Annotated in this window: 3 protein-coding genes; all 3 read right to left on the bottom strand. The window is 63.1% G+C overall.

Going from position 1 to position 3,091, the window contains the following annotated elements; all coding sequences use genetic code 11:
• On the bottom strand, positions 1 to 407 hold a 407-nt coding region (locus tag ACE3UY_RS09820), incomplete at its 3' end, for a translation initiation factor IF-2 N-terminal domain-containing protein (RefSeq protein ID WP_374687361.1).
• 124 nt (positions 408 to 531) lie between these two features.
• Positions 532 to 831, bottom strand: a complete 300-nt coding sequence (gene rnpM, locus ACE3UY_RS09815) for an RNase P modulator RnpM (protein ID WP_374687360.1) — start codon at positions 829 to 831, stop codon at positions 532 to 534.
• Between the two features lie 9 nt (positions 832 to 840).
• Positions 841 to 2,940 carry a transcription termination factor NusA gene (gene nusA, locus ACE3UY_RS09810; RefSeq protein ID WP_374687359.1) on the bottom strand — a complete coding sequence of 700 codons (2,100 nt, stop codon included), beginning with the start codon at positions 2,938 to 2,940 and terminating at the stop codon, positions 841 to 843.
• Positions 2,941 to 3,091: the final 151 nt, after the last annotated feature.

Genomic DNA, 3,091 nt, shown 5'->3' with positions numbered 1-3,091 from the left:
CCGATGTGCTGCGTGATGCCGCCGGCCTCGCCCGCGGTCACATTCGTCTGGCGGATCACATCCAGGAGCGACGTCTTGCCGTGGTCGACGTGGCCGAGCATGGTGACGACGGGCGGCCGCGGCTGCAGGTCGGCCACGCGCTCGCCGGCCAAGACCTTGCGCCAGCCAGTCTTCTCCTCTTCCGGGGCTGCCTCGGGCACGATCTCTTCATGGGCGGTCACGTCGAAGCCCATTTCGCCGGCGACGATGGCCGCCGTGTCGAAGTCGATCTGCTGGTTAATGTTGGCCATGATGCCGTTCGCCATCAATTCCTTGATGACGTTGATCGGACTCACGCCCATCAGAGTGGCCAGCTCACGTACTGTGATAAATGCCGGAATCTCGATTAATGATTTTACTTCTGCCATACCTTACTGCCTTTCCGTGTGCTGCCGTAAGAAAGAACCCACAGATTTCGCAGATGACACAGATTTTGGCGGATAATCCGGGAAAATCTGTGTCATCTGCGGATACGATTCCTATCTTTTAAACTCAAGCTGCCACCGCCGGTCGTCGCGGGTCGGCGGCGATGGCGGCCAATTCGGCCTCGGTCAACTGCGCATTGAGCGCGCTGTTCAGAATCCCGACGTGCCGTAGCGCCTTGTCCCAGCATTCAGCCTGGTCGCACAAATAAGCGCCGCGGCCGTTGCGTTTGCCGGTCGGGTCGATAACGACGCCATCCTCCGGCGTGCGCACCACGCGCGTCAGCCGGCGCTTGTCAACCTGGCGGCGGCAGACGACACAGGTGCGTTGCGGCACGTGCCGCCGGCGCGCGGGCTGTTTGCCGGTCATCGTTCTCGCCTAGAGTTCGCCCAGATCGATGTCGTCCTCATCCCAGGCGGTATGTTTGCCGCCCTTGCGCTTGCGGTCGACGACGACTTGATCCAACTCCTCATTATAGACCAATGGCTGGCCCTTGCGCTTCTTGCGCTTGGCCTCTTCTTCAGCCGCCGCTTCTTCGGCCGCTGTGCGGACGATGACGACGGCCGGCTTCTTCTTGGGCGCCGGTTTCGGCGGCGCTTCTTCCACCACGAAGATGGGGGCCGAGAGGTCGTCAATCGGCGTCAGCGTATCGGCCACTTCCGGTTCGACCTCATCCAGGTCGAGCACACCGGCGATGGTCTCGCCTTCCTCTTCCTCATCCAACTCGACTTCGGCCTCTTCCTCTGCGAGAATGATGTCGGGCACGGTCGTGACCATATCTTCCGTCTGGACGATACGCTCAATGACCGGCACTTGCTCAACGGCCGCGCCTTCCGTTATCGCTTCCAGGAACTCAGCCACTTCCGCCTCCTGGCGGGCCAGTGTGTCTTCGAGCGCCGGCGCTTCCTCGGCCGGCGTTGCCACAGCTGGCGCGGCGTCGACCTCGACCACCGCCGCGTCTTGCGCAGCCACCGCGGCGATCTGCGCCGACTGGTAGGCGGCCAGTGTTTCCTTGACCGTCTCCAGCGCCTTCTCACCCAGGCCGCGCAACTTCAGGAAGTAGTCGTCGCCCATCTCCAGGATATAGATCAGGTCGCCGACGGTGTTGACGTTCGTGTCGAGCAACAGGTTATGGATGCGGCCGGGCAAGTCCAGCACGTCGAGCGGCTGCTGCCAGGCGGACTCGGGCACGCGCTTGCGCAACTCGGCGCGCTGCTTGCGCATGACCTCGTACCCCTGGGCGCGCTCGGCGATGATGCGCCCCTCGACGTTGGCGACCAGCCGGTCGAGCGCCTGGTAATCCTCGGCGGTGATGGGCCGGCCCATCTGTTTCTTGTCCAGGATGGTGCGCGCCTGAGTCAGCAGCACCGTGTCCTTGGCGATCTTCGGGTCTACGGCCGGATGATCCAGGCTGTTCAGCGCATCCGACGCCGCCTCGGTCAAATTCTTGATGTCGATCCGCCAGCCGGTCAGCTTGGCCGCCAGCCGTGCGTTCTGGCCCTCGCGGCCGATAGCCAGCGACAGCTGGTCGTCGGGCACGATGACGATGGCCGTCTTGCCCTCTTCCGGGTGCTCTTCCAGGAAGACGTGGGAGACGCGCGCCGGGCTGAGCGCCTTGGCGATGAAGACGCGCTGGTCGTTGTCCCACTCGATAACGTCGATCTTCTCGTCGTTCAACTCGCGGACGATGCTCTGGATGCGGACGCCGCGCATGCCGACGCACGCGCCGACCGGGTCCACGCCGTGCTGCAACGCCTGGACGGCCACCTTGGAGCGCTGGCCCGCCTCGCGGGCGATGCTCTTGATGTCCACCTGGCCGTTGTAGATCTCCGGCACTTCCAGTTCCAGCAGGCGGCGCAACAGGTTACGGTGGTTCCGGCTGACGACGATCTGGGGGCCGCGGCTGGTACGACGCACTTCCAACACGTAGACGCGAATCTTATCGTGGGCGCGGTAGCGCTCGCCCTGCACCTGCTGGCTTTTGGGCAGGATGGCTTCCGTGCGGCCCAACCCGATGGTGATGTGCTGGCCGCTGATGCTCTGCACCGTGCCGTTGACTAGCTCGCCCTCGCGGCCAGAGAAATCCTCGAACAGGTGCTCGCGCTCCGCCTCGCGCACGCGCTGCAACAGGACTTGCTTGGCGGTCTGCGCGGCGATGCGGCCGAAGCTCTCGGTCGTGCTGTCGATCATGACCACGTCGCCCAATTGGGCGTCGGTGTGCCCCTCTTTGCGGGCGGCGGTCAGCGCCACCTCGGTCCGGTGGTCGAGCACGTCATCCACCACCTCTTTCTCGGTGTAGATGGTCGGCTCGCCCGTGCGCGGGTCAATCTCCGCCGTGACGCGCTGATTGGTGCTCAGGTTCGCGTCGCGCCGGAACGCGGAAACGAGGGCGGTCTTCAACGCTTCGAAGACGTCCTCTTTGGGGAGACCCCGTGACTCGCAGATTTCGTTAAAAGCCAGGATAAATTCGCTCTTCATGGACTGTTCCAACCTATTCAGTTTTTCTAACCGGTACACAACAGACGGAAGAAACAAAAAAAGTGGGTTGGCCCACTTTTCCGGTCGCAATCTCCAGAATGTCGTGACGGTAGTATAGCACAGAGTGCCATAGGCGGCAACTGGAATCGGG

Origin of the sequence: Promineifilum sp. (SeqCode) (assembly GCF_041918635.1) — a bacterium.
Classification (GTDB): domain Bacteria; phylum Chloroflexota; class Anaerolineae; order Promineifilales; family Promineifilaceae; genus Promineifilum.
This window is presented reverse-complemented; position numbering and strand designations above follow the sequence as displayed.

Bases quoted from the DNA above. Each gene is read 5' to 3' on its own strand.
- rnpM (WP_374687360.1), bottom strand. From the start codon at position 831: ATGACCGGCAAACAGCCCGCGCGCCGGCGGCACGTGCCGCAACGCACC.
- nusA (WP_374687359.1), bottom strand. From the start codon at position 2,940: ATGAAGAGCGAATTTATCCTGGCTTTTAACGAAATCTGCGAGTCACGG.